The sequence below is a fragment of the Microcoleus sp. B6-A1 genome, assembly GCF_036705085.1.
Lineage (GTDB): Bacteria > Cyanobacteriota > Cyanobacteriia > Cyanobacteriales > Microcoleaceae > Microcoleus.
Genome location: NZ_JAUBTU010000102.1, coordinates 1 through 25,153, shown reverse-complemented (window position 1 = coordinate 25,153; position 25,153 = coordinate 1). Strand labels below are relative to the sequence as shown.

17 protein-coding genes and 1 pseudogene are annotated in these 25,153 nt (G+C 45.2%); 6 read left to right on the top strand and 12 right to left on the bottom strand.

The annotated features are described in order from the left end of the window. Positions 1-240 precede the first annotated feature (240 nt). The 5 genes from QUB11_RS26630 to ribBA form a co-directional block, all read right to left on the bottom strand. On the bottom strand, positions 241-1,245 hold the full coding sequence (locus QUB11_RS26630; protein WP_333206703.1) for an RNA polymerase sigma factor, RpoD/SigA family: 1,005 nt from the start codon (positions 1,243-1,245) through the stop codon (positions 241-243). 876 nt (positions 1,246-2,121) lie between these two features. Then, the gene (locus QUB11_RS26625; RefSeq protein WP_333206704.1) at positions 2,122-3,855 is read right to left on the bottom strand and encodes an ATP-binding protein; all 1,734 of its coding nucleotides are present in this window, start codon (positions 3,853-3,855) and stop codon (positions 2,122-2,124) included. Positions 3,856-3,997: 142 nt separating this feature from the next. Beyond that, positions 3,998-5,437 carry a pentapeptide repeat-containing protein gene (locus QUB11_RS26620; protein WP_333206705.1) on the bottom strand — a complete coding sequence of 480 codons (1,440 nt, stop codon included), beginning with the start codon at positions 5,435-5,437 and terminating at the stop codon, positions 3,998-4,000. 48 nt (positions 5,438-5,485) lie between these two features. Next, positions 5,486-5,827: an HAD domain-containing protein gene (locus QUB11_RS26615; RefSeq protein WP_333206706.1), complete on the bottom strand. Its 342-nt coding sequence runs from the start codon at positions 5,825-5,827 to the stop codon at positions 5,486-5,488. Positions 5,828-6,203: 376 nt separating this feature from the next. Beyond that, the gene (gene ribBA / locus QUB11_RS26610; RefSeq protein ID WP_333206707.1) at positions 6,204-7,919 is read right to left on the bottom strand and encodes a bifunctional 3,4-dihydroxy-2-butanone-4-phosphate synthase/GTP cyclohydrolase II; all 1,716 of its coding nucleotides are present in this window, start codon (positions 7,917-7,919) and stop codon (positions 6,204-6,206) included. A 442-nt stretch (positions 7,920-8,361) separates the two neighbouring features. On the opposite strand from ribBA, the gene QUB11_RS26605 reads away from it, so the two are divergent. From QUB11_RS26605 to QUB11_RS26595, 3 genes are all read left to right on the top strand, one after another. Then, on the top strand, positions 8,362-8,673 hold the full coding sequence (locus QUB11_RS26605) for a DNA methyltransferase (protein WP_333257638.1): 312 nt from the start codon (positions 8,362-8,364) through the stop codon (positions 8,671-8,673). 187 nt (positions 8,674-8,860) lie between these two features. Further along, the gene (locus QUB11_RS26600; protein WP_333206708.1) at positions 8,861-12,958 is read left to right on the top strand and encodes a WD40 repeat domain-containing protein; all 4,098 of its coding nucleotides are present in this window, start codon (positions 8,861-8,863) and stop codon (positions 12,956-12,958) included. 118 nt (positions 12,959-13,076) lie between these two features. Further along, positions 13,077-15,227: a caspase family protein gene (locus QUB11_RS26595; RefSeq protein ID WP_333206709.1), complete on the top strand. Its 2,151-nt coding sequence runs from the start codon at positions 13,077-13,079 to the stop codon at positions 15,225-15,227. A gap of 343 nt (positions 15,228-15,570) precedes the next feature. On the opposite strand, the pseudogene QUB11_RS31370 reads toward QUB11_RS26595, so the two are convergent. Next, a pseudogene (locus tag QUB11_RS31370) lies at positions 15,571-15,711 on the bottom strand (3,4-dihydroxy-2-butanone-4-phosphate synthase); the annotation flags it as partial. 124 nt (positions 15,712-15,835) lie between these two features. Next, positions 15,836-16,537, bottom strand: coding sequence for an MBL fold metallo-hydrolase (locus tag QUB11_RS26585; RefSeq protein ID WP_333257635.1), 702 nt, complete (start codon positions 16,535-16,537; stop codon positions 15,836-15,838). Between QUB11_RS26585 and QUB11_RS26580 the strand changes: the two genes are divergently transcribed. Further along, positions 16,427-16,780: a hypothetical protein gene (locus QUB11_RS26580; protein WP_333206720.1), complete on the top strand. Its 354-nt coding sequence runs from the start codon at positions 16,427-16,429 to the stop codon at positions 16,778-16,780. The two genes, QUB11_RS26585 and QUB11_RS26580, sit on opposite strands and share 111 nt — an antisense overlap. 111 nt (positions 16,781-16,891) lie before the next feature. Here QUB11_RS26580 and QUB11_RS26575 read toward each other — a convergent pair whose 3' ends face one another. Then, a complete protein-coding gene (locus QUB11_RS26575; protein ID WP_333206711.1) occupies positions 16,892-17,701 on the bottom strand; it encodes an SDR family NAD(P)-dependent oxidoreductase in 810 nt (269 codons plus the stop codon). Positions 17,702-18,737: 1,036 nt separating this feature from the next. On the opposite strand from QUB11_RS26575, the gene QUB11_RS26570 reads away from it, so the two are divergent. Then, positions 18,738-19,046 (top strand): RNA-binding protein, encoded by a 309-nt coding sequence (locus QUB11_RS26570; RefSeq protein ID WP_333206712.1) that lies wholly within the window; start codon positions 18,738-18,740, stop codon positions 19,044-19,046. A 410-nt stretch (positions 19,047-19,456) separates the two neighbouring features. Continuing rightward, complete coding sequence (locus tag QUB11_RS26565) at positions 19,457-20,068, top strand: hypothetical protein (protein WP_333206713.1); 612 nt, start codon at positions 19,457-19,459, stop codon at positions 20,066-20,068. Here the strand turns inward: QUB11_RS26565 and QUB11_RS26560 are convergent, their stop codons facing one another. The 4 genes from QUB11_RS26560 to egtC all read right to left on the bottom strand — a co-directional run bounded on the left by QUB11_RS26560 (position 20,069) and on the right by egtC (position 25,055). Further along, a complete protein-coding gene (locus tag QUB11_RS26560) occupies positions 20,069-21,301 on the bottom strand; it encodes a transposase (protein WP_333206714.1) in 1,233 nt (410 codons plus the stop codon). Between the two features lie 223 nt (positions 21,302-21,524). Beyond that, positions 21,525-22,568: an L-histidine N(alpha)-methyltransferase gene (gene egtD / locus QUB11_RS26555; protein WP_333392082.1), complete on the bottom strand. Its 1,044-nt coding sequence runs from the start codon at positions 22,566-22,568 to the stop codon at positions 21,525-21,527. 407 nt (positions 22,569-22,975) lie between these two features. Beyond that, positions 22,976-24,295 (bottom strand): ergothioneine biosynthesis protein EgtB, encoded by a 1,320-nt coding sequence (locus tag QUB11_RS26550; RefSeq protein ID WP_333392080.1) that lies wholly within the window; start codon positions 24,293-24,295, stop codon positions 22,976-22,978. Next, positions 24,267-25,055, bottom strand: a complete 789-nt coding sequence (egtC, locus tag QUB11_RS26545) for an ergothioneine biosynthesis protein EgtC (protein WP_333206717.1) — start codon at positions 25,053-25,055, stop codon at positions 24,267-24,269. Before egtC ends, QUB11_RS26550 begins: the two co-directional genes overlap by 29 nt. Positions 25,056-25,153: the final 98 nt, after the last annotated feature.

Sequence of the window (25,153 nt, the reverse complement as noted above, 5' to 3'; positions counted from 1 at the left end):
CCAAAAAGGACGGGCGGGACGCCCATCCCACAAACTTATGGAAGTTATTTAATTCTCATTCCTTAGATTTTAGATTTTAGATTAAAGAATTGAATAATTTGGCGTGACCTATTCCATAAGGGTTTGGATCACGGGCTTCCAGTTCCATTCTTTTTTTTAACTGGTATAAAAGTATCCTTCCCAGCAGCGCCAATACGAAAAAAAAGTTGAGATTTTGGGAAATCTCAACTTTTTTAGTGACTAACTAGCCAAGTATTCTCGGACTTGAGATTGGCGGCGGCGCAGGTGGGCAAGGGCTTGATGTTCTAGCTGCCGCACCCGTTCCCGGCTGAGATTTAGCCGTTCTCCGACTTTCGCCAGAGACATTTCTGTGCCGTCTTCCAAACCGAAGCGCAGAATTATTACATCTCGCTGCTGGGGGGTAAGTTCTGATATCAAAGTATCGAGGTCTTGCCGCAGCAATTCCGAGGTAATGTAGTTGTCGGGAGATGCCGTTTCGTCTTCTAAGAGTTCTTGCAGTTCGGTATCTTGGTTGTCTCCTACCCGCAAGTCCAAAGAAACTGGATGTCTTGCCATCAGCAGGTATTCCCGAATTTGGGAAGGGTGCAGTTCCAAGGCTGCGGCAATTTCGGCAGGGGAGGGAGACCGGCCCAACTGCTGGGTAAGTTCCCGCTGCACTTTTTTGATTTTGTTGAGTTTTTCGGTGATGTGAATTGGCAATCGAATGGTGCGGGCGTGTTGGGCGATCGCGCGGGTAATTGCTTGCCGAATCCACCAGTAGGCATAGGTAGAAAATTTGTATCCCCGCATCGGGTCAAATTTTTCGACTCCTCGTTCTAAACCAAGAGTACCTTCTTGAATTAAATCCAAGAATTCCATATTGCGTTTCTGGTATTTTTTGGCGATCGCTACTACTAGCCGCAAATTCGCTTCAATCATCTTTTGCTTAGCCCGCCGCCCTATGTGTAAGATGCGGTTCAGTTCAGGTTCGGTCAACTCCATTTCGGCAGCCCACTCTTGATCTGTCAGATCCCGCTGCCATTCTTTAGCAAGTGCTTGTTTTGCTTCGATTAATTTCATCATTTGCTGCACTTGCTTCCCGAAAACAATTTCTTCTTCTCGGGTTAGCAGGGGTACGCGACCGATCTCGTGCAGATAGGCACGAACCGTATCCGTTGAGGAGTATGGCCGGCTGCCCATGCGATCGGCTTTCACTGTTTTGTTTTTGGGGGTTGTGGTGGACATGGGTGAGTATTGCACTCCTTGTAACAACAGATAAAAAGTTGGTGATACCCTGTCCCACTTTTGCAAGTGGGATAAAGACTGCGACAAAGGGGATGTTTCCCCTCTTGTTTATCGGTGACGATCGGTAGAAGCTTTTTGTTTGGGATTACTTTTGTGCTTGATTTCCAGTAATCCCCGTCGATTTTCGGTAGCTCGCTAGCTTTAACGGCTAGTTCAAGGCGAAGTGAAGCAAGAGTTTAGTTTTCTCAATATTATTCCCAATTTTGAGGATCGTAAAGAGTAAAAACCTCTGTCTTAAGGTCAAGATTCTACATTTTTCCTTAAGGTTTTGAATTCCCTGTTAGTTTTAACTGCCACTCAACTTCAAAATACTCATGCAAACAGACTCATGCAATTCGAGGGCTTTGTTTTGCTCTCTGTTCCATCATCGCTTGAAATTTTCTCGCTGCCTAGATGGTGGGATGCGAGATAACCGAACCCGATCGCCGTATTAGATGCCAGTAACTGTTTAAAATATTTATTGACATTTTTATTTAAATATGCTAATCCAATTCTGCTACGAGTAACGACAAGGCGTATAAAGGCTGGCTGTTGCCCTGTTTGACTTTCATTGTGCTGCGAGGCTCCATCATCTCCATCATGTTTAAGCTTATGCAAATTTTGGGCAGTTAGGGATGAGGGGTGAGGGGGTGAAGGGGGAAAGCTTCTGACTGAAAGCTGGGGGCTAATTTTTTTGAGGCTCGATCGCACTTTTTCGTTTATAACTGAGGCAAAAATCCGCTATTTCTGTCATTGCCAGCGATCGCCAATTGTTCAGCAAGACTAATTTACAGTAACCTTTGCCTAAGTTCTGTAATGAATCTAGTAGTTTTCAATCTAGAACCCCAGATCCATTTTGGCAGATTCTGCCTCGGCAAATACTTGTTCATCGGGCATTTCTTGCCAGTCAATATCCCCAATTTCTCTGTAGAATTGCTCGTCATAGGGGCGAGTTTGCACGACTACGGGCATCGGTACGGCGTGCCCCAAAACTAATGCTTGCTGTTTGGAGTCGAGTTTTGCCAAAACTGAACGCAAACTTTGTCCTCCTGAAACGCCGGTGAAAATAGCATCGATGTCTTTATCATCGTTTAGCAAAGCTGTGATCCGCGTTCCGACTTGCGACATGACTTCGGCATCGATGCCGGAAGGACGCTGGTCTACAATCAGCAGGGTTACGAAGTATTTTCGCATTTCTCTGGCAATTGTACCGAAAATAGTCGATCGCACGATCGCCGGATCGAGAAAGCGGTGAGCTTCTTCAATGGTAATCACTAATGGCTGCGGGCGATCGCACGGATTTTTGCTCTGCAAAAACTTCTCCGCTTTCCGCACGTAAGCTTGGTGAATGCGGCGAGTAATCACGTTTGCCGCCAACATATACGACAGCAAATCCGAGTGAGAACCGAACTCAATTACCACATTTTTGCCGCCATCCAAACACTGCAAAACTTCAGTTACATAATTTTTCGGACAGCGTTTCCGAATGTATTTCAAATCATTCAGTCGCTCTAATTTCCGCTGCAAAGCCATAATCGAAGACTTATTTCCCCGTTTCTCTTCGCAAAACATTTGAATATCTTCGTTGGTCATTTCCAGCAACTTGTTGATCCAACCGCTTCCCAACTCATTTCGCAAAATAATCGCATTTTCGATACTAGCTTCCGACAAATTTAACTCGCGCTGCACCAGTGCGATGTCTTCCACTTCAATTTGATCGAAACTTAAAAATAACTCTTGAGCGTCGCGGACTCCCCGGCGTTTTGTCGATTCTGGATCGAGGGTATAAATCTGCATTTTATCGGGAAACAACTGCCGCAAACCTTTAACAGTGCTGAACTGTTTCCCTTCCGAAACTGCTTCCCACCCGTACTCGGAGTGCATATCAAAAATTAGATTAACAGCAGCTTGCTTGCGAATAATTCCCGATAGAAGCAAGCGCGTCAGGAAAGATTTTCCCGTTCCCGACTTGCCAAAAACGCCGTTGCTGCGTTCCACAAATCGGTCTAAATCCAAGCACACAGCAACGTCCATGTCAATCGGTTTGCCGATCGCAAAATTGCGGCGATAGGGGTCATCTTCCCAGCCAAAAACTGCCCGAAAATCACTTTCTTTGGCATCAAACACCTGGGAAAAGTGGCTGGGAATAGTTTTGACCGGCAGCAACTCAATATCCGCGCCCGTTTGTGACTCAAAAGAAGCCAAATTTCCTAACGCCAACTTGTTCTCGCGAACTGGGCCGTTTTTCCTCGGATCGAAAATTGCCTGCTGTTTTTCTCTCTCAGCAGTCAACATCAACATCGGCGACAGTTCGATCGTACCGTAGGTGCTGCTACCGGCTAGCACTGCGAGCAGAAAATCGTCGTCGGGATTGGGAGGATTCGATAAAATGCGGGCGCTAGAAGTTCCGAGAGACACGTCGGTGAGCATACAGAAAAAGTGCGATCGCACCCCCCGCACTACTAGAAATTTCCCCACCCTCATATCTTCCACCGAAACATCGGCGTGCAGTCGCACTTCTAATCCCTTGCTCAGGGAACCTTGAATAACAGAGCCTAACGGTCGATCCATTTTAGATTTTAGATTTTAGATTTTAGATTGTTCAGATAGATTTTAGATTTTAGATTGTTCAGATAAATGACTGCTTTCCTGTCAAATGTCAACTGGCCGCTGTCAACTGTCAACTGCCAACTGCCAACTGCCAAATGACTAATTACCATTCCGATTCTAGCGGCAATTCAAAAAAACTCGGACTCAGCTCTAGATCGGTCAAATCCGTTTCGCTCAAATAAGCGTCGGTCAAAAATACCCCTTTTAAACTTGCGCCTTTGAGGTTAGTACCTTTCAGGTTAGCACCTCTGAGATTAACTCGGAATAAATGAGCATCGCTCAAATCGGCCTCAGTTAAATCTGCTCCCTCCAAATTTACTCTCATCAAATCTGCTTTTCGGAGATCAGCTTCGTTTAACTTAGCGCCGCTGAGGTTAGCTTTTGTCAAGTCTACACCTCTCAAGTCGGCCCCGCTCAAGTTAGCGAACAGCAAAGTAGCTCCCGTGAAATCTGTCTCCCTCAAATCGGCATCCCTTAAATTAGCGCCGCTGAGGTCAGCCCTTGTTAAGTCTACACCCCGGAGGTCAGCAGAACTCAAGTTTACTTGGTGTAAAATTGCGCCGCTTAAATCGGCTCCTCTTAAATCAGTTCCCTCCAAGTTTGCACCTTTGAGGTAAGCTTTTTTTAAGCTAGCTCTGCTGAGGTCTACATTTTTGAGATTGACCGAAGTTAAGTTAGAAGCGCTCAAATTAGCTCCGCTTAAATCTGACCCGTTTAAGTCGGCTCCGGTTAAATTTACCCCTTGCAGCGATACATTGGGAGCAATTAAATAAGCTCCGCCCAGACTGGGGTCGATACCTTCTGAAAACAATGTTTTGTTGCTGTAAACAGCTTTCTCCAAAATCGTGCCGCTCAAACTAGCTTCCCTCAAGTCCGCTGCGCTGAGGTTGGCTCCTGCTAAGTTTGCCCGATCGAGTTTGGCACCAAATAAAATAGCTTTGTATAAGTTTGTCCGCCGCAAATCGGCTCCTTTTAAATCGGCTTCGGTCAAATCTACCATAGCCAGATTTAAGCCAGGGAGCGAAGCATTGGGAGCTAGCAAAAATGCTCCCATTGCACCCGGATCAATATCTTCGGGAAAGATAGTCCGGTTGTTGTATACGGCCTTGTCTAAAATGGCGCCGCTCAACTGAGAACCGCGTAAATCCGCCCCGCTAAGGTTGGCTCTGGTTAAGTTGGCTTCGTGGAGATTTGCTCCTACTAAATTAGCTTTGATCAAACTTGCTTGTTTAAGGTTTGCGCCGGTGAGTTCGGCTCCTACCAGAGTAGCTTCTCGGAGGACAGCACCAGTCAAATCGGCTCTAGTGAGGTTAGCTAAATTAAGAAATGATTCAGCTAAATCCGCCCCGCTGAGATTAGCACCGCTGAGGTCGGCTTCAATCAGGTCTGCATACCTGAGCATAGCGCCGCTGAGGTTGGTTTCTCGGAGATCCGTGCCTCGGAGGTTGGCTCCCCGGAGTTCCGCACCGCCAAGGTTGGTGCCTTTAAGTGCTTGTCCTCTGAGGTCGAGTCGGTGCAGAAAGTCACCAACGTTCATTTCCATGTCAAATTCACCCTCTCTATTCCGATACTTTTTTCCTAACCTTTGAAATCAAGTTAGATATTCTGAAAGTACCTTGGCTGAGTTCTGGTCAAAACCATTGTAATCATCAATAGCCACAACTGGCGCATCTGGCGGATAGTGTTCTGGAATATCGTCAATGGCTACCCAAGGTGAGTTTTCTGCTTGATTTTGTCGAAGATACTCAAGAACTTCCTGGTGTCGTAAATATTTGTGTTGATGAATATTTTTGGGGTTGAGAAAAGGGGTGAATCCGATAATACGGAGAGCGATATCTGGTGAAAATAATGGCGGGATTACCTCGAAGGGGAATATTTCACGCCAGGATGATGAAATTACTACTCGCGCATGATAGATAGGAACGAAGGACATTTTCAAAGTGATTAAGGCAAACTGAATTAAATTTCATTATATCTGTTTGCAAACTCGAGCCATTTCTTCTGTCAGGAATAAGTACACCATCAATGTCTAAAAAAATTAACATTAACTAAAAGTCCTAGTGAATAATTTAATGAGTATTAATACTGCTTAATAATATAAATGTGCAGCGACGATTCTCTCTCAAGTGTTCGCTACATCGACTTGTTAGACTGCAATCAACATTGTTATTCACTGTTTTTATTGGTAGGTGCTTTCTGACGAAAGGAAGATGCTGGTATCAACAAGTATTATTCTGAAATTCACAGTTTTTCTTGGCTTCTGCCTTCCCCCCTGCTGGGGTAGGGGGGTTGGCTTCTACCTTCTGCCTTCAGGCAAGAGGAGCAAAACTGTAGATTTTTTGAGGTTCGAGCCGATCGCAAATTTCGACTAATTCCGACAACAGGAATGTCTCGCGATCGAGCTGGACTTGCAGGGTTTTGAGCGGATCTCCACCGGAGGAAACCATGAACTCTAATGTTTGCAAATTCGGCTCAGTGCTTATTTGGCCGAGAATTTGACCGATCGCCCTGACGTAAGGATGGTTTGGATCTTTGTACCAATCGGGGGCTGCGAGTCCGGCTTGATCGAAGCCTAGGTGAACGATGAGGGAGCCTTCTCCGAAAAGGGCTATTCCCACCGGCCGCGCTTCTTCTTGCAGCAGCAAGTGCTGGCTAGCCGCCAAATGCCGCAGTTTTTCGAGGTGTTCGTACCGATTTTGAATGGCAGAATCTTCCTCTTTTCCTTCTGCTTTCTGGCTTCTAGCTTCTTCCTTCGTTTCGTTCCACTGAATCGCCACTGTTACTAAATAAGTTTGCAGTAACATATGACCGAGTTTTTCGGCTTTTGTTGCCAGATAGATCGAGTTGTAATCTGTGGCTTCAATCAGTAAGGGGACGCGATCGGCTACTTCAATCCCGTAACCTTTCAAACCCGCAATTTTGCGCGGGTTGTTGGTAATCAACCGAATTTTTTTAACTCCCAAATCGTTGAGCATTTGTGCTCCGACGCCGTAGTTCCGCAAGTCGGCGGGAAATCCCAACCGTTCGTTGGCTTCTACCGTATCCAATCCCAAATCTTGCAGCGAGTAAGCTTTTAGTTTATTTACCAATCCAATACCCCGACCTTCTTGGCGCAAGTAAACGATGACGCCAGAACCGACATTTTCGATCATTTTCAGTGCCGCTTGCAGTTGCATCCGGCAGTCGCAGCGCAGGGAACCCAAAGCATCGCCCGTCAGGCATTCGGAATGCACCCGCACCATCACGGGTTTGTCTTTAAATTCTGCCGGGTCGCCCTTGACAATAGCAACGTGTTCTGAATTATCTTGGGTGTCGCGGTAGGCGTAAATCATAAAATCGCCGAATTGAGTGGGCAATTTGGCGACGGTTTCGCGGCGGACAAATCGATCGTGCTTGAGTCGGTAGCTAATTAAGTCGGCAATACTGATTATTTTGAGGTTGTGGAGTTTGGCGTACTCGATTAATTCGGGCAACCTCGCCATCGAACCATCGGGGTTTTGAATTTCGCAGATCACGCCGCTGGGATACAGCCCTGCGAGTCTGGCGAGGTCAACCGAGGCCTCGGTGTGGCCGGCGCGTTTGAGGACGCCACCGTCGATCGCCCGCAGGGGAAAAATGTGACCGGGACGGCGCAAGTCTTGAGGTTTGGTGTCCGGGTGGATGGCTACTTGGATGGTGCGTGCCCGGTCTTCGGCGGAGATGCCGGTACTGACGCCGTTGACTGCATCGATGCTGACGGTGAAGGCGGTTTGGTTGTTGTCGGTGTTTTTGCTGACCATCAGGGGCAGTTCCAGGCGATCGAGCCTTTCGCCACTCAAGGCCAGACAAATCAAACCCCGCGCGTTCACGGCCATGAAATTGATGTTGTCGGGGGTGGCGAATTGGGCGGCACAAATCACATCGCCTTCGTTTTCGCGATTTTCGTCATCGACTACTACCAGGGGGCGACCTGCTTTGAGGTCTGCGAGGGCGCTGTCAATTGAGTCAAATTGAAAGGATTGAGTTGAGGTGTTGTTATTTGGCACTGAGGAGTTCAATCTATAAACAGTAATGTTATGGAAATAGAATCTATTTGTGATTGTAACCTTTTGTTTCCGACAGGGGCATTCCGCGATCGAGATGAGTTTGACAATATTTCTGAGCTCACTTACTATAATTATTGCATCTTGTCAACAAAATTTCTCCCCAATATTTCATGAGCTTGACTGAGATCGCGAATATTTTAGGTAAACCGTACTTCCAAGCTCATAATTTCCTAATTTACAACCTGGATTGTTTGGAAGCATTGAAGTTGCTACCCGATCAATTTGTAGATTTAATACCACTTTAATGTGAAGTTGCACATATCTCGATCCCCCTCGCATACCCCCTACTCCCCCTGGTTATTGGGGGAATTTGAGCGGAATCTTGTCCCCCCCTTATTAAGGGGGGCTAGGGGGGATCTGATTCTATGCAGCCTCATAAAAAATTGGTATAACCGTTACCAGCCCGCCTTATAACATCGGCAAAGAGTACGAAAAATCCTTGGTGTTAGATGAGTATTTAAACTGGTGCGAGCAGTGGATAGCGGAGGTTTACCGGTTAACACTCGATCGAGGAGCGTTTTGGCTGAATTTAGGTTATTTGTCAATTCGCGATCGGGCAAAAGCAATTCCGATTTCCTATCTGCTTTGGGACAAAGTGCCTTTTTATCTGATTCAAGAAGTTGTCTGGAATTACGGCGCGGGAGTTGCGGGCAGCAAGTTCTTTTCACCCCGCAATGAAAAGTTTCTCTGGTAGGTAAAAAATCCTGATAAGTATACATTTAATTTGGATAAAGAGCTATTCTGGATTTGTGGTGGAAACGGTAGTCTCGCTCACGCAGGCTTTCCGGGCTGTACCACGGGAAGTTTTATTTTTATTATCACCTAAAACTCAGGAGAGCCGTCTAGCTTGTTGAAAAATTATCCTATCATTCCTGTGTCTTATGAGTAACCACGCCCGCGTCAAAACAATTCTGATTCTGGCAGCTAATCCCAAAAATACGGCTCCGTTGCGATTGGATCAAGAAATCAGGGAAATTGACGAAGGATTGCGACGGGCAAACAAACGAGAACTGTATAAATTAGAACAAAAATGGGCGGTGCGTTCCCGTGACTTTTACCGGGCTATCTTAGATTATCAACCGAATATTGTTCACTTTTGCGGACATGGTGCGGGAGAAGATGGAATTGTCCTAGAAGATGATACTGGAAAAATGGCGCTAGTGCAGACAAATGCCCTCGCCAGTATGTTTAAATTATTTGCCAAAAAAGGGGTAGAGTGCGTAATTCTCAATGCTTGTTATTCGGAAGTACAAGCTGATGCAATTAGCCAATACGTTAATTATGTAGTTGGCATGAATAGAGCCGTGGGTGATAAAGCAGCCGTCGCCTTTGCGGTGGCATTTTATGATGGGATTGCCGCAGGATATGAAATTGAAGAAGCCTACGATTTAGGGCGATCGCAGATGATGAGTTTCCTAGAGCATGAAACTCCGGTTTTTAAGAAAAATAACTTAAGAGATGCTCCGCTTGATGACGGTATAATTGCTTTTGAAGATGTGATTCCGCCTAACCCTTACCAAGGATTGTCTGCATTTAAAGAAGAAGATGCAGACTTCTTTTTCGGGCAAGAAAAATTTGTAAATAAGTTAGTAGAAGTCACTCAGACACAACCCTTAGTAGCTGTCGTTGGGCCAAGTGGAAGTGGTAAATCTTCTGTGGTGTATGCCGGCTTAATTCCCAAATTGCGAAAAGAAGGAATTTGGTTAATTGAATCATTTCGTCCCGGAAAAGAACCGTTTTTGCCTTTGGCTTCTGCCTTAGTGCGGCAATTAGAACCAGAAGCGGGTGAAACTCAAAAATTGCGGGAAGCGGTAGGATTAGCCGACGACTTACAAAATGGGAGAATCACTTTACCACAAGTTGTATCTCGCATTTTAGAGCGTAACCCTGGTAAACGATTGTTGTTAGTTGCAGACCAATTTGAGGAACTGTACACCCTTTGTCAAGTAAAGGAAGAACAGGAACGTTTTGCTAATGAGTTGCTAACGGCGATTGCTCAAAAAAATATTACATTAGTTTTGACGTTACGCGCTGACTTTTACGGTTATGTGCTTTCCTATCGTCCGTTTCGCGATGCCTTGCAAGAGTATACACCGCAATTACTCAGTTCCATGAAGCGAGAGGAATTACAGGCAGCAATTGAATTACCTGCTCAAAAATTGGCAGTCCAATTAGAACCGCAATTAACCCAACGCATTCTTGATGATGTGGGGCAAGAACCTGGGAATTTGCCCTTATTAGAATTTGCTCTAACTCGTTTGTGGGAAAAGCAAATCAACCGAGAGTTAACTCACCAAGCTTATGAAGAAATTGGCGGGGTGAAAAAAGCAATTGCTAATCATGCAGAACAGGTTTATCAAAAACTGAATGAAACAGAGAAAAAGCAGGCGCAGCGAATTTTTGTGCAATTAGTGCGTCCGGGGGAAGGAACGGAAGATACTAGGCGCGTTGCTACCCGTGCGGAAGTGGGGGAAGATAATTGGAATTTGGTCAGTTATTTGGCGGGATATCAAGCGCGTTTGGTAGTGACGGGACGGCAGGAACCGGAAGATACAGTAGAAGTCGTACATGAAGCATTAATTCGAGAATGGGGAACTTTGCGCGAGTGGATGAATGCTAACCGTCAGTTTCGCACTTGGCAAGAACGGTTGAAGGTGGCATTACGGGAGTGGAAAAATAACAACCATGACTCTGGAGGGTTGTTGCGTGGTGCGTCGTTGACTGTGGCAGAAGATTGGTTGCGTAAACGCTCAGATGAAATGACGCAGGAGGAAGGAGATTTTATTCAGCTTAGCGTTAAAGAACGGGATACAGAGAGACAGGAACGGGAACGTGGACAGCGACTCGCTGTTTTGGGTCTTACTGGTGGCTTTATAGTTGCTTCTAGTTTAGCAGGTTTGAGTTGGTGGCAATGGCAGCAATCAGCAATAGCTCAGATTGAGACTCTTACTCAATCTTCAGACCTTTTCTTAACATCTAAAAATCAACCTTTTGATGCGCTAATAGCTAGCTTAAAAGCAGAGAAACTTCTAAAACGAAGGGTTTGGGTAGACGCTAATACCCGAATTAAAATTGCAAGTTCCTTACAGCAGGCTATTTCTAGTGTTAGAGAATACAACCGCCTAGATGGGCATAAGGAAAGGGTTAGCAGCCTAATTACCAGTCCTGATGGGCGACTGCTAGTTTCTGCGAGTCACGACCAGACCATCAAGTTTTGGGATGTTGCTACAGGGAAACTACTCAACACAATTACTGAACCTAATTTGAGGGGAGTAAGCCTAAGTTTCAGTCCCGATAGTAAGACTTTAGTTTCTATTGATTATGATGGTAGAGTCAGATTTTGGGATATTGCTACAGGTAAATTTATCAAAAAAAACATTAGCTGTGGAAAAAGAATATGGGCTGCAAGTTTCAGCCCCGATGGCAAAACTTTAGCTGTTGACAATGAAAGCAATTCAATCAAACTCTGTGATGTAAATACAGGTAAATTACTTCACACACTCATTGGACATAATGATGTTATTTCGGATCTACGTTTCAAACCAGGTGGGCGACAGCTAGCTTCTGCTAGTCAAGACAAAACCATTAAACTCTGGGATGTTACCACCGGCAAACTAATCAATACCATTGCTGAACATAAAAAATCTGTCAGAGCAATTAATTTTAGTCCCGATGGTAAGACTCTAGCCTCTGCAAGTCAAGACGAAACTATCAAACTCTGGGATGTCACCAAAAGCAAACCAGTCAACATACGCACATGGCCTAGCAGTGGAATTGCAATAAAACTTAGTTTCACTCCTGATGGCAAAACTTTAGCTTCTAATGGTGAGAACAATAGCATCAAACTTTGGGATGTCTCTACAGGCAAACCAGTGCAAACCTTTATAGGGCATAGTACCTTACCCACAGAACTTAATTTCACCTCTGATAGCAAGACTTTAGCTTCTGCTGGTGGCGATATGACCATTAGATTGTGGGATGTGGGCAAAAATAAACGCCTTAATATCATCACTGGTCATAATAAAGAGATTACAAGCATAAGTTTTAGTCCTGATGGGCGACAGCTAGTTTCTGCTAGTGAAGATAAAACCATCAAACTCTGGGAGGTTGCCACAAGTAAATTACTTAATACCTTCACTGGTCATAATAAAGAGATTACAAGCATAAGTTTCAGTCCTGATGGGCAAAAGCTAGCTTCTGGTAGTAAAGATAAAACCATAAAACTCTGGAATGTTAAAACTGGGAAAGTAATTAACACCTTCAGGGGGCATGGTGGAGGAGTCTTGAGTGTAAGTTTTAGTCCCAATGGTCAACAACTAGCTTCTGGCAATTCTGACAAAAACGTTGAACTTTGGGATGTCAGTACAGGTAAAATTCTTAACACTTTTAAAGGGCAGTATATGCGGGGAATAAGAAGTGTAAGTTTTAGCCCCAATGGGCGACTGCTAGCTTCTGGTAGTTGGAGTTCTGAGATCAATCTCTGGGATATTTCTACAGGTAAATTATTTAATAAATTATCGGGTAATGGTTCAGTCGCAAGCGTAAATTTTAGTCCCAATGGGCGACAGCTAGTTTCTGGTGATGTTTCCAATATCAAGCTGTGGGATACCACAACAGGTGAAGTATTGGACACCTTTTTTGGGCATACACGTTTCATTTGGAGCGCAAATTTCAGCCCGGATGGGAAAACTTTAGTTTCTGCTGGTGAAGATAAGACTATCAAATTGTGGGATGTGGCTACAGGTAAACTGCTTAACACCCTAACTGGTCATCAGGAGGAAGTCAAAACTGTAAGCTTTAGCCCCAATGGCAAGCTTTTAGCTTCTGCTGGCAAAGATAAAACAATAATTTTGTGGAATTTGGATTTGGATGATTTACGCAAGGGCGGTTGTAATTGGGTGCGTCCTTATTTACAGAACAATCCTAATGTCAGTGATAGTGACCGACACCTGTGTGATGGTATTCCCACAAATCAATAGGCTTTTGCCAGAAAGTTGGTTTAGAATAACAAGTTAATCTCAAAAACTGCATAAAAACTCCCACCTCAACCTCATATAAAAATCAAACCTTTCTAAAACCCCTTACCCACCATCAACCATGACTAACCAAACCCCCAACTTCTACGCCCTCCTCATCGGTGTCAATTTCTACTTCCCCCATCGCTTACCAGAAGGAAACTACTACAAAAACTTGCGGGGATGTGTTCAAGATATTAACCACGTCGAAACTTATTTAAAAGACACCTTCAATCTCACCTCCGACCAAATCATTAAACTCACCGCTACAGCTTCCGACAATCCCAACCAACCCCAAGAACCCCCGGAACTTTTACCCACTTATGAAAATATTGTTGCTAAATTCAAAGAAATAACAGCCAAAGCCCAACCGCAAGATCAAGTCTATATTCACTACTCTGGCCACGGGGGACGGGCGAAAACTATTTTTGAAAGCCTCAAGGGTTTTGGGGGTTTAGATGAAGCCTTAGTTCCGACAGATATTGGTCAACCAAATTCCCGCTATTTGCGCGATATAGAATTTGCTAAATTGCTGGAAGAAATGGTGGAAAAAGAGTTGGTTGTCACCCTCGTACTCGATAGCTGTCATTCCGGTGGTGCAACGAGAGAAATGAGCGGAGATGACCGGATTCGCGGGGAAGGGTTTATTGACACGACTCCTCGACCTACGGATAGTTTAGTCGCCCCGCTTCAGGAATTAGCCCAAAATTGGCAAACTGCAACAGAAAATAGCCGCAATATTACCGTTGTGAATGGTTTGTTACCCGAACCCAAAGGTTATACCTTAATCGCTGCTTGCCGGGATCATGAATTTGCTTATGAAAAGGTTTTTGAAGGGACGGAACGCAACGGCGCTTTGACTTATTTTTTATTAAAAGCTTTGCGGCAATACGGGACAGAAATTTCTGTAGAGGCTCTGTCCGCTAAAATTTCTAATCAAGTTCACAATGAATTTGTAGGACAAACACCCATGTTGATGGGAGAGACCGATCGCACTTTTTTTGGTGGTCAATCTGTCTCCTTCACCTCTGGCGCATCCCCTATGCGTAGTGTACCCGTAACTCGCACTGTTCGCACTGTGCCAGTGATGCAAGTAGATATTCCCAAAAACCAAGTTAAATTGCAAATCGGTGAAGCTAGCAGTATTAAAGAAGGAGCAGAATTCGAGATTTTTAAATTCAGAACGATGGATTTTCAAGACAGGGACAACCTTATTGCAAAGGTTAAAGTAGTAGAATTGGGAGCGTCGGATTGTTGGGCAGAAGTAACAGAGATACCTGGTTACAGAGGGAATAATAAAGTAGCGGAAGGAATGATTGAAATAGGTTCACCTGCTGTCTATTTAACCCCAGGGTTGAAACAAATTCGCAAAGTGCAGGTTATTTTGCCTGACCCGCTACCGCAATTTTCGCGTGTAAATGTAGCATTTATTCCAGATATCCTCAAGCAAACAAAAGTGTCAGGTCATCGCTGGATAGAATTTTGTTCAGAGGAAGACAAAAATGAAAATATAGATTATTTTGTTTCTCTTACTTCAAAAGGAGAATATGTAATTTTAGATGCGAATAAGGAGCTAATCAAAAATTCTCTTTTTCCGATTAAAGTCGATGAGCCAGAAGCCACTACAAAGCTAATTAATCGATTAATCCATATTGCCAGATATGAGAGTATTTTAGATTTGGATAACGAGGATGCTTTTGCTCGCTTAAATGGTCAACTTAAGGTTGAAGTGGTTAAATCAGTCAAACGGCAACCTGTAGTTTTGAATGCTGATGGTAAAGTTCCTGTATTGGAAGAAAAGGAAAAAGGTGTTGACTTAATCATTCGCAATGAATCTAATCGAACTTTAAATATTACTGCCTTGAACCTTGATGCGGATTTTAGTATTTCAAAATTCTATCCCGAAGGTGTCCCTTATGAGGTGGTAGAACCCGGACAAAATATAAGAAGAGAACTCAAACTATCATTACCACAAAATTATGAGGAAGCGGCAAATATTATTAAAGTATTTGCGACGGTGGATGGTACGAATTTTCAGTTTTTGGAATTGCCACCGTTAGACCAATCTCGGAAAGGATTTGGGGATAAAAAACCGACCAATGCGTTGGAACAATTATTGGCGGCGGTTGTGGATGAAGATAACCCTCAGCGAAAGATTACGGTTGTGATTGATTCTAGTGAGGAATGGACGACGGAAAAGGTGGAAGTGGTGGTGAAAAAGAGTGTGGTTTGATTTAGATAATTTTTTAAGAATGCTCCCAAAGCCTATATCCATCTGCGACCATTTGTGTTTATCTGCGGTTGTAAGTCAAAAACTTGTTATTCCTGGAAAAGATTAGCCTAATCCTAATCTCAATCCTTTTTCAACATAAAAAGTTACACAGGACTTATACCAATTTAATGTGAACTTGCACATATCTCGATCCCCCTAAATCCCCCTGGTTGTAGGGGAGTAGGGGTTGACTTTGAGAAGAATCTTGTCCCCCCCTTATTAAGGGGGGCTAGGGGGGATCGGATTCTATGCAACCTCATAAAAAATTGGTATTACGCAACTGGCACATGGTGATGAGTCCGATCGCCCGCAGGGGAAAAATGTGACCGAGACGGCGCAAGTCTTGAGGTTTGGTGTCCGGGTGAATGGCTACTTGGATGGTGCGGGCGCGGTCTTCGACCGAGATGCCGGTACTGACGCCGTTGACTGCATCAATGCTTATGGTTGCAGTGGATAGCGGAGGTTTACCGGGTAACGATCGATCGAGGAGAATTTTGGCTGAATTTAGGTTATTTGTCAATTCGCGATCAGGCAAAAGCAATTCCGAACTAAGGATGAAATTTCTAGTTTTAAGAACTCCTAGACCCGCCAGTGAAGGCTTTTAACTCAATAGCATCGTGACTGCAAAACACGCGCACATCTTTACTATGCTGCACCGATAATTCGTGCAGCCGACCTTGATTGAGCAACCTAGCCTTGCGATCGACCTCCATCATCCATTGGTAGGCGCGCAGACCGGGCGTGCAGCGTCGGTTAGCGGCATCCATCTCGTGTCGGTAGAAATAGGCATCGCCTGCGTGCAGAAGCCACCCATCGGGTGTATCAATGGCAATGCCAGCATGACCGCGCGTGTGCCCCACCAACGGGATTAGCAAAATCTCCGGCGGCAACCCGTCGAGGTCGCGGACAGCTTCAAAACCAAACCAAGGTTCGCCACCCGCCGAATAGTATTTCCAGCGTTTGACTTCATCCCACTGCCCCGGACGATAGCGCCTTTTTGTGATGAAACCGTGCCGATCGTGTGCGGCATCTATTTCAGCCTGCATGACATGTACCGTGGCTTCAGGGAAATCCTCTAGACCACCGGCATGATCGAAATCGAGGTGGGTGAGCACAATATGGCGCACATCGCTTGGTGAAAATCCGAGCTGTTCAATTTGATGGATGGCCGTGTACTTGCGATCGAACTGGATGTTATTAAAATAAACGAAAAACTGGCTGAGCCGGGAGTAAGGGGACTGGATATCCCGCAATCCGAAGCCGGTATCAATCAGAACAAGTCCCTGATTCGTTTCAACAAGCAGACAGTGGCAGACGAGGTTAGCCGTCAAACCGCGACTAAAGCCATCGAAAAGCGCCCCTCCAATGGGACACATACAGCCACAATTGAGATGATGAATTCGCATAAATGTCCTGTACTAAATTACTTAGGCGGGAACCATTTATTCCTCAGTTCGCATCCAATGCCGATGCTGCATAATGCCATCGATGAACGCCTGAGAAAACTTCGCTAAATCGCCACTACTGGGAGAAGTAAACACGCTTTTATCGGCTGCAATTTTGCCATTATCTGCGATATTTACTTTCTTTAAATCTGCACTTAAGAATAGTAAAACGGGCGGAAATTATTGGTTAGCAGAGCCCGGTTCAGTAAGTTTACTGTGCAGTTCGGCATTGACGGTATCAGGCAAAACTTTGCTGGCGCTGGCGAGAATCTTTGTCTTGAGTGAACCTGCAATGATGTTGTCCTTACCGGCCATCAAGGCTTCAAATCCCTGCTTGGCAACCTCGGCTGGATCATCTTTCTTGTCGGCGCCCGCCTTGGTGTCGTCCATTCCCGCCCGATGGAAGAAGTTAGTATCGGTTGGGCCGGGCATGAGCGAGGTGACAGTTACACCTGTATCTTTTAACTCATTGCGGAGTCCTTCGGAAAACGAGTGGATAAAGGCTTTGGATGCTGCATAGACTGCCTCGAATGGCCCCGGCATTAGGGCGGCAATGGAGGAAGTGAATAGAATCCGTCCCTGGCCTCGATCGACCATATCCTTGACTACCCGTTTAGCGAGATGTACGGATGACACGACGTTGAGGTTAATCAGATTTAGTTCGTCCTTCAAGTCTGTCTCGCGGGCAAAGTCGCCACCGACGCCGACACCGGCATTAATTGCGATCGCATCCACTGGCCGATTAGTCGCTTTTATCTGGTTGTAGAGCGTCTCAACACCGTCGTAGGTAGCGAGGTCTGCCTGCACTGTCTCGACTTGGGCACCGAGCCCCTCAAAGGCTTGAGCCGCTTCTTTAATGCTCGCTCCGGTGGCGGTGACTAGGAGATCGAATCCGTTTTGAGCGAACTGTTTGGCGAGTTCGTAACCGATACCGTTAGAGGCACCTGTCACGACAGCCAAGGGCCGGGTCAACGAACTGTTTATAACCATCTAAAATCCTCTGTAACTGGTTCACGCTCGTTTGTTTAGGCTTGCTTCTCTGTGTACCCGACAATCTTTGTCCACTGTGGGCTTTCAACTTTTACAATGCTAGGGAGGTAGGAGTGCGATCGCATCTTTCCCAGGACATAAGCTTTTAGGCGTTTAAAGACGGTATAACCGAAAACCAACTTCATGTAATTAGTGTAAAAATGCCTGCATAGAATCAACTCAGAGAAAGAGCAAATAGAGAAATTACAGAAAGCCTTAAAAAACGCATAGAATGGGAATTTTATATCAAAAATTATGATTTTATTACTGACTGATGCAATAAACTATAGCAATCCTAAATTATTTGCATAATTATTTAGGATTGCTATATATGTAGAAAATGCGCGTAGATATGACTAATAACTCTTTTGATAATTATTGGGGAGCCGCCATTATCGGGCGCTAAATCGGATGCGATGAGAGACGGGAGATGGAAGAGGGGAAATTGACTCGGAAGATTAATCCTGGGCTAAAAACATTTATCTCTGGTGGAACGGGCAGGAGGCTTGCCCAGGGATAACAGTGGCTGATGTCAGTTATAACTGAGATCTTGCACCATTCTCAATTAGCCTTTTAGGAACAGGCTTTTCGGCCTGTTCCACAAGAAAATTTATCTTTTGTGGAACGGGCCGGAGAGCCCGTTTTTGAGAATGGTGCAAGATGTAAGTTATAACTGAATCTCAGGCACTGTTCTCAATCAGACCCAATCAACCTGGTAACAGCGACGAAAAATTTCAGATACCAGGTCGATCGCGCAGCAAGAAACCAAGCGGAGGACGCCAAGAGTGTAAGATGTCAGTTATCACGAATAGTTTCTGTTGGCGATTGCCCGACGGCACCGAAAATTGAAAATCTATGACAGCCAATTGCTGATTCTGCTGGCTTCATGTTATAGTGGTTTTCCAAGAATTAAATTCGGTTGCGTAGTTTGTTGGTGTTTATTTACAAGCGTCTCTCCGAATCTAAGTCTCTGCACCCTAATGATTCTGGAGATTTTATGTCGATTTACGTGGGTAATCTTTCATATGAGGTAACATCAGACGACCTCAACGAAGTATTTGCCGAGTACGGTACTGTAAGCCGCGTCCAAGTGCCAATGGACCGGGAAACAGGCAGGATGCGGGGTTTTGCTTTTGTGGAAATGGCAAGCGAGGCAGAAGAAGCAGCAGCCATCGCAGCTTTAGACGGTGCTGAGTGGATGGGCCGTGACTTGAAAGTCAACAAAGCCAAACCTCGCGAAGACAACAAACGCCCGGGTGGCGGCGGCTGGGGCGACAAAGATCGCTCTTCACGCGGACGCTACTAAACTTTGACACTGAAAATTTGAGTTTTGGTAGTTGACGGCAGGTGCGAATGCTGCTTTTTTTTCGGGTTGTTCGATCGACCTATCAAATAAAACTCCCAAACCTCTCGCATCAGTTTTGCCCCCTCCTTCGAGGGGGCTTTGTTTTTGGCGCCAAATCCCGCGAGGTACGTCTGCAGTGCAGTTCCCACTCTAGTTCGTGATTCGATACCCTCTCAACTGCTTTTTTTAAGAGGCTGTCGGGATTTCCCGGCTCGACTCCTGTAAACTATCAAACTACAATTAAGCAGCAAGAAAAGTTAGAATAACGGCAAAACTGAATATTGCCCAAAACAGCAAAACTATCTTTACCGAAGATTAGTAGAGAAAACCAGCCGAATATCAGCCAATATCTTGATTTTGCCTCAATAAAGATGTCCAAGGTCTACAGCACGGCGGAACTCATTAAAATCCTCGAAGAAGAGCGCCAAGCCTGCTTGCATGGGCGGCGTCTCAATTTGACTGAAACTCCTGCTACAGGCAACCCCGTGATTGACCGCTTTCTCAAATCTGAGGGAGTTCAGAAGTTCACTGCTTATCAAAATTTTAAGGCTGCCGTGCACGAATACCAGCGGGAACATCAAGTTTCTGGGATTGTCTGGCGGGAAATCGCGGTTAAAGGCAATACTCTACGCTATCCGGCAGTGGATGACGAATTAATAGCTCTACCGATTGATTTGATTACGCTGAAGGCAGCTAAGATTGCTATGTTGGAATTCTGGCAGCAGGTAACTGCCGGGATGGATTTGTATTTAAGCATTAACAGCGGGAAGGATTTTCGATCTATCGAGCCGGTTGATGTAGAGGCTATAGCCCAGCGCACAGAATGGGCCAGTCTCTCGAAGTGGGAAAAGTTGGATTTTCTAGAAATTTTGTTGCAGTTGGGCTGGGGGAAGCCGGAGGAAGCTTATTATAAGCGGGGATGGCCGACCTCGGGCAGTGAGTACATTCACGCCGTCAAACCCGGACAGCGGCCGATTTGTTAATTATTGACACTCCTCGACTATCAGGTACGAGGATTCTTTCTTCGCAGGGATTCCGACGAATTTACCCTCAGAAAGCATCTTGACCGTATGCCCTACGGCTGCAAGTCCTCGAATAAGAACTACTTGTGCGGCTGCAACATCTCGGTCTGTTGTATAGCCACAATTGGAACATGAATGAATACGCTCTGACAGTTCTTTCTTGCCTGTCTCCAAACCACAACTAGGACAAATTTGGCTGGTTTTACGAGCATCTACCTTTTGAAAATACACACCGTATTTAAAACAGGTTTGCTCTAAAATCGCAAAAAACTGTCCCCAGCTTGCATCCAAGCAATGTTTTCCTAGCATAGCTTTAGACAAACCAACCAGGTTCAAGTCCTCGACAAAAACCATCCCCACGTCTTTGCAGAGTTGGTGAGACAATTTCCAGTGCCAATCTTTTCTACAGTTAGCGACGTACTCATGCAATTTGGCAACTTTCTTCTGGGCTTTTTTCCAATTATTTGAGCCTAACTTTTTCCTACTGACACGTTTTTGCAGCAATTTAAGCTTGCACTCTGCATCAGCAAAAAACTTTTGGCGTTTAACTAAAAGACCATTGGAAGTTGCTATGAAGTTAGTTAATCCAACATCAACGCCTAACGCTTCACCGTGTGGCATAACTGACGGTACGGAAACATCCCATTGCAGGGTTAGCATCACGTACCAACCACTTGCCTTGCGAACTATTCTCGCTTGCTTAATATTTGCGCCATCAGGGATAGGACGCGATTGATGAAATTTAACGAACCCAATCTTAGGGAGTTTTAGTACCCCGTTGTTGACAGGATTGACACCCAGTTGCGGAAAAACAAAAGATCGCATTGCTCCCGCTTTTTTGAAACGAGGGAAACCGTGCTTTTGCTCCCACATACTCACGAACGCTTTTTCAAGCCTTCTCAAGGTTTGCTGTAGAACGTGTACGGCGACGGCACACAAAGCAGGTATGTTTGCCCTAGCTGCGGTTAAGCTTTTGCACTGACTGGCATAAGTTGGGCGCTTTGTTTCTGCCCGAATGATGAACTCAGAACGGATAGAACAAGCGTTAACTTGGCAACTGCGAGACTGAAACCAATGCTTGCGCTCTGCTAGCGCGTAGTTATAGACGCAGCGACACTGTTCCAGCCAATCTTCAAAGAAGGCTACTTGTGCTGCGGTTGGTTTCAATTTGAACTCGTAAGTTAAGTTAAACATTTTTTCTATCCTCCTGCCCTAATTATAGTGTCGTGACTAAGGGCTAACTCGATTATTCACAAGTCTTAATTAAAGTCGCCCTATAAGGGCGAGGCTTGCACCCAGATCCTTGGTCAGTAGTCAGTAGTTACTGATTATTGGGAGATATTCAAAACAAATAACAAATAACAATTGGCAATTGGCAATTGCCAACTGCCAACTGCCAACTGCCAACGGTCAACGGTCAACTGTCAACTGACATCTGACAAAGCATCAAGCCAAACCACTGATTTGGATCTGTCCAAACCTGCACTGGCATTAAACCCCGCTGCGAAAGTTCTTTTTTTACCGTATTGAGATTAAACTTGCGCGATATTTCGCTGCGGATAGTTTCTCCCGCTGCAAATTCAACCGTTAAATTGAGAGAACGCAAGTGCACTGTTTGCGCTTTTTTACTTTTCAAGTGCATTTCAATTTGACATTCCTCTTGATTGTAAAAAGCCCAATGCTCGAACTGTGCTAAATCAAAATTTCCCTCATATTTTCGATTTAAATGTCGCAGCATATTCAAGTTGAATGCTGCCGTTACTCCTTGACTGTCATCGTATGCAGGCTCTAAAATATCCTTAGATTTGTCCAAGTCAATACCCAGCAAAAAATACTCTCCCGGCTGCAGTGCACCGACAATTTGCGAGAAGAATAAATCGCATTCTTGAGCGTTGAGATTGCCCAGGGTACTGCCGAGAAAACAAATCATTCGGGTTGGCAACGGCGACGGTGCAATTTTAGCTAAGGCTAATTCGTAAGTGCTGACAAGTCCGTGAATCTGGAGCGACGGATAATCGGCCAACAGTTGACAAGCGCTGCTTTCTAAGATAGTAGGACTGATGTCGATCGGCAAATAATGCAGGGGATATTCCAGTTGACTGTAAGCATCAAGGAGAATCCGAGTTTTGGTGGAACTGCCGCTGCCGAGTTCGACGATTTGGCAAGGGCCCGTTAAATTGGCGATCGCCCCCGCGCACCCCTGCAAAATTGCCGTCTCAGTGCGTGTCAGGTAGTATTCCGGCAACTGGCAAATCAACTCAAACAGCTTCGAGCCGCGATCGTCGTAGAAATACTTTGGAGGCAGGGATTTGGGGGTTTGAGTCAACCCGCTAACTGCATCGCTGCCAGCATTGATTTCTGCGGGTGTCAGTGCCGCAGCGCTCACCAGCCGCTCTAAATGCAGTCGGTTTTCCTTCGTTGAGGCTGAGTTTGTCGTGTCGGACAGTCTTGGGGATTTCATAAAGTAATTTTTAGATGCACACATGGGTATATCACGCAGTCGCTTTGCCAAATATCGCGCTCACGTCAGATTTTTCAGGTTACTCTCCGTTCTGTATTGTCTCACCCGATGGCGATCGCATCCACAATTAAAACTTAAATAAAACTTAAAAATTAGCAACTAAAATTATAAAAAACTTCACAAAAGTTTTTTATTTTAATATTTTTACCCGATCAAAGCTTTAGCATTTCGCAAACAAATTTGTCCCTAATTCCCCATCAATCCTTTTATATGGTATCCGTAAAAGAACCGTTATAAGTTAGTAGGGAGGACTTTAGTCCGAGCGAGTGTATTGAGGACTTTAGTCTTCACTAAGAACCAAGGAGCGCACGGAGCCGTGCACTCGATAATTATAATGAAATAGCGAACTACTTAGCGCAGCGAAAACCAGCAATAATTTGCCGCACGCCCGGATAGTACCAATTCCGAAAGGTCGATCGCAGTGCCTGCGGAAAAGTCGCCCAACTCCCCCCTTTCAAAACCCGGTGTTCTCCATCAAAATAAACTTGAGAATATCCCCTGTAAGGATAACTTTCAAATCCCGGATAGGCGTCAAAGGTTGAAGCAGTCCACTCCCAAACATTGCCCAACATATCATAGCAGCCGATCGCACTTGCTCCTTTAGGAAAGGCATCAACTGGCGAGGTATTGGCAATATTATTGCCGTGATTGCACAGGCTGCCGTTGGGCGGTTCTTCTCCCCAAGGATAGATGCGATATGTTTGATTTGTGGCATCCCAACTTGCCGCTTTTTCCCATTCGGCTTCCGATGGTAAACGCTTGCCGATAAAGTTGCAGTAAGCTTCGGCTTCGTACCAACTCACGCCGCAGACTGGATGGTTGTTGAAAGCTTGATTTTCTGACCAGTAAAGCGGTTGAGAGACGGCTTCGCCTTGCAGCCATTTCCAGCCGTCCGCTGACCACCAATCAGGGTTTTGATAGCCGCCGGATTCCATGAAATCTCGGTATTCACCACAAGTGACGGGATAGCGATCGATCGAGTATGCTTCTAAATAACATAGGTGGCGCGATCGCTCATTATCCAAAGCCTCAGCAGCATCGCTTCCCATGTAAAATTCCCCGCCCGGAATTTCAATCGCCGAATCGGTAATTGGGTATCGGGAATTGGGAATTGGGAATTGGGCATTGGGCATTGGGCATTTCTGCTGCTTTATTCCTCTCTGTTGTAGAGAATTAATCCGTGTATCCCTGTCAAAATCCGTGTCGTGCCTTCCTTCCTTCTTCCTGTGCATTTGCAACACGAAAGCAACAGTTTCGCAGTGCTGACTTTCGTGCTGAATAATAAACCGCCAGAGACGTTCTTGCTCGTCGATCGGCGCTACTTCCAAATAATCTAACAGCTTTTTTCTCACCGCGTCCAGATATAATTCAACTTCAGGTAACGTCGGCAGAAAAACCCGTTGTTTTTTCGGCAAAATATCAGCAGCAAACAGTTGGTGATACTGAGGAAACACAGGTTCCAACCCAGCACATCGCTGCAACAGCCACAAATCCTCAGTATAAGCAATGTGACCTAAGTGCCAGCCAACTGGACTGAAATCAGGATGAGCTTGACGGCAAAAAGTATCATAATCGATGTCTGCAAATAGCTTGAAAGTGCCGCGGCGACACTGCTGCAAATCGCGATAAATTGCCTCTCTACAAGATTGGATAGATTTCGATATCACGCTCTACTCCGGTACTGATAATGCTCTGGACTGGGCACTCGTGCCAATTGCCAGCAAATAAAGGTTCAGAAGCAATAATGACAGAATTCGGGAAATTTAAATCGTCTCGCAGCCAATAGAGGGAAGGAGGGGTTTTTTGGGAAGCAAAGCGAGAGGCAACGAGCTGGTGTCCGTCGCTGATAATTATATTAGCTGAAAATTCTACTTGGTGAACGTTTGCTAGCTCTGCCAAAGTTTTCAGCGAGTTTTGCAAAGCAGCTTGTATGGTCAGATTTCCGGCGGTCAATTCATTGACAAACAAGGCGAAGATATGCTCTGAGTCTGTAGTACCGTTAATTGATTGATACAGGGTATCGCTGAGCCGATCGCGAATTGGTCTGTAAAGAGTTTGCCGAAAATTCTTCACGAAGCCGTTGTGTACGAACAGCAGGCGATCGTTCTGAAACGGCTGACAGTTGCTCAAATCTACAGCTTGTCCTGAAGTTGCACTGCGAACATATCCGATCGCGCATCCAGATTCAACGAATCGACTGATACTCGGAAGGTTAACGTCGCTCCAAATTGGCTGTACATTTTTATAGGTAAACGGGTCAGTATCTAGGTGCGGGTGATACCAACCAATACCAAAACCGTCAGCATTGAGTAGGCCAGAAGTCATTTCGCGGGGCTGGTAACTCTGCACAATTAGAGAATGTTCCGGCTTGTACAGAATAGCATCAAGTAAAATCGGCTCACCGAGGTAGCCCAGCAAACGGCACATAAAATTTTTGCAGCAATTTGATTAGGATCGCGAATTAAATAACTTACAATTTTAATTGTTATTGTGGGATGGGCGTCCCGCCCGTCCTTTTTGGACGG

Coding starts and splice junctions, on each gene's coding strand:
- QUB11_RS26630 (WP_333206703.1), bottom strand. CDS start 1,245: ATGTCCACCACAACCCCCAAAAACAAAACAGTGAAAGCCGATCGCATG.
- QUB11_RS26625 (WP_333206704.1), bottom strand. CDS start 3,855: ATGGATCGACCGTTAGGCTCTGTTATTCAAGGTTCCCTGAGCAAGGGA.
- QUB11_RS26620 (WP_333206705.1), bottom strand. CDS start 5,437: ATGGAAATGAACGTTGGTGACTTTCTGCACCGACTCGACCTCAGAGGA.
- QUB11_RS26615 (WP_333206706.1), bottom strand. CDS start 5,827: ATGTCCTTCGTTCCTATCTATCATGCGCGAGTAGTAATTTCATCATCC.
- QUB11_RS26600 (WP_333206708.1), top strand. CDS start 8,861: ATGAGTAACCACGCCCGCGTCAAAACAATTCTGATTCTGGCAGCTAAT.
- QUB11_RS26595 (WP_333206709.1), top strand. CDS start 13,077: ATGACTAACCAAACCCCCAACTTCTACGCCCTCCTCATCGGTGTCAAT.
- QUB11_RS26580 (WP_333206720.1), top strand. CDS start 16,427: ATGGATGGCCGTGTACTTGCGATCGAACTGGATGTTATTAAAATAAAC.
- QUB11_RS26575 (WP_333206711.1), bottom strand. CDS start 17,701: ATGGTTATAAACAGTTCGTTGACCCGGCCCTTGGCTGTCGTGACAGGT.
- QUB11_RS26570 (WP_333206712.1), top strand. CDS start 18,738: ATGTCGATTTACGTGGGTAATCTTTCATATGAGGTAACATCAGACGAC.
- QUB11_RS26565 (WP_333206713.1), top strand. CDS start 19,457: ATGTCCAAGGTCTACAGCACGGCGGAACTCATTAAAATCCTCGAAGAA.
- QUB11_RS26560 (WP_333206714.1), bottom strand. CDS start 21,301: ATGTTTAACTTAACTTACGAGTTCAAATTGAAACCAACCGCAGCACAA.
- egtD (WP_333392082.1), bottom strand. CDS start 22,568: ATGAAATCCCCAAGACTGTCCGACACGACAAACTCAGCCTCAACGAAG.
- egtC (WP_333206717.1), bottom strand. CDS start 25,055: ATGTGCCGTTTGCTGGGCTACCTCGGTGAGCCGATTTTACTTGATGCT.